1 protein-coding gene is annotated in these 502 nt (G+C 65.3%); it reads right to left on the bottom strand.

Annotated features, from left to right (window positions below; genetic code table 11):
* Window positions 1–90: 90 nt before the first annotated feature.
* A partial coding sequence (locus ADK54_RS15725) for a DDE-type integrase/transposase/recombinase (protein WP_159047776.1) occupies window positions 91–502 on the bottom strand: 412 nt, incomplete at its 5' end.

The raw sequence follows: 502 nt of genomic DNA, 5'->3' as shown, positions 1-502 counted from the left end.
AGGGACGAGGCATGACTGCCAGCCTTCCGTGAAGGGCTGTCAGTTAGCCACCAGAACTGGAACCTCAGAGGTGGGTCAGGTCAGGTTCGGTCACGCGACCTGGAGAGCCGGTGTGGTCATGACGGTCTCGAATTCGATGGGGGTCAGCCGGCCGAGCGAGGCTTGTCTGCGGCGCCGGTGGTAGGTCCTCTCGATCCGGGTCACGATCGCGATCCGCAGTTCCTCACGGGTGGCCCATGCCCGGCGGTCGAGGACGTTCTTCTGCAGCAGGCTGAAGAAGGACTCCATGGCCGCGTTGTCGCCTGCCGCCCCGACCCGCCCTGTCGAGCCGACGATCCGGTGCCGATCGAGCACCCGGATGAACTTCCGTGACCGGAACTGCGATCCGCGATCACTGTGCAGCATGCACCCGGCGACGTGTCCACGCCGGGCAACCGCGTTGTTCATGGCTGTGACGGCCAGGCGGGACTTCATCCGCGTGTCGATCGAGTAGCCGACGATC

It is taken from the genome of Streptomyces sp. WM6378, assembly GCF_001279695.1.
GTDB lineage: Bacteria > Actinomycetota > Actinomycetes > Streptomycetales > Streptomycetaceae > Streptomyces.
The sequence above is the reverse complement of the archived record's forward strand: the minus strand, read 5'-3'. Positions and strand labels throughout refer to the sequence as shown.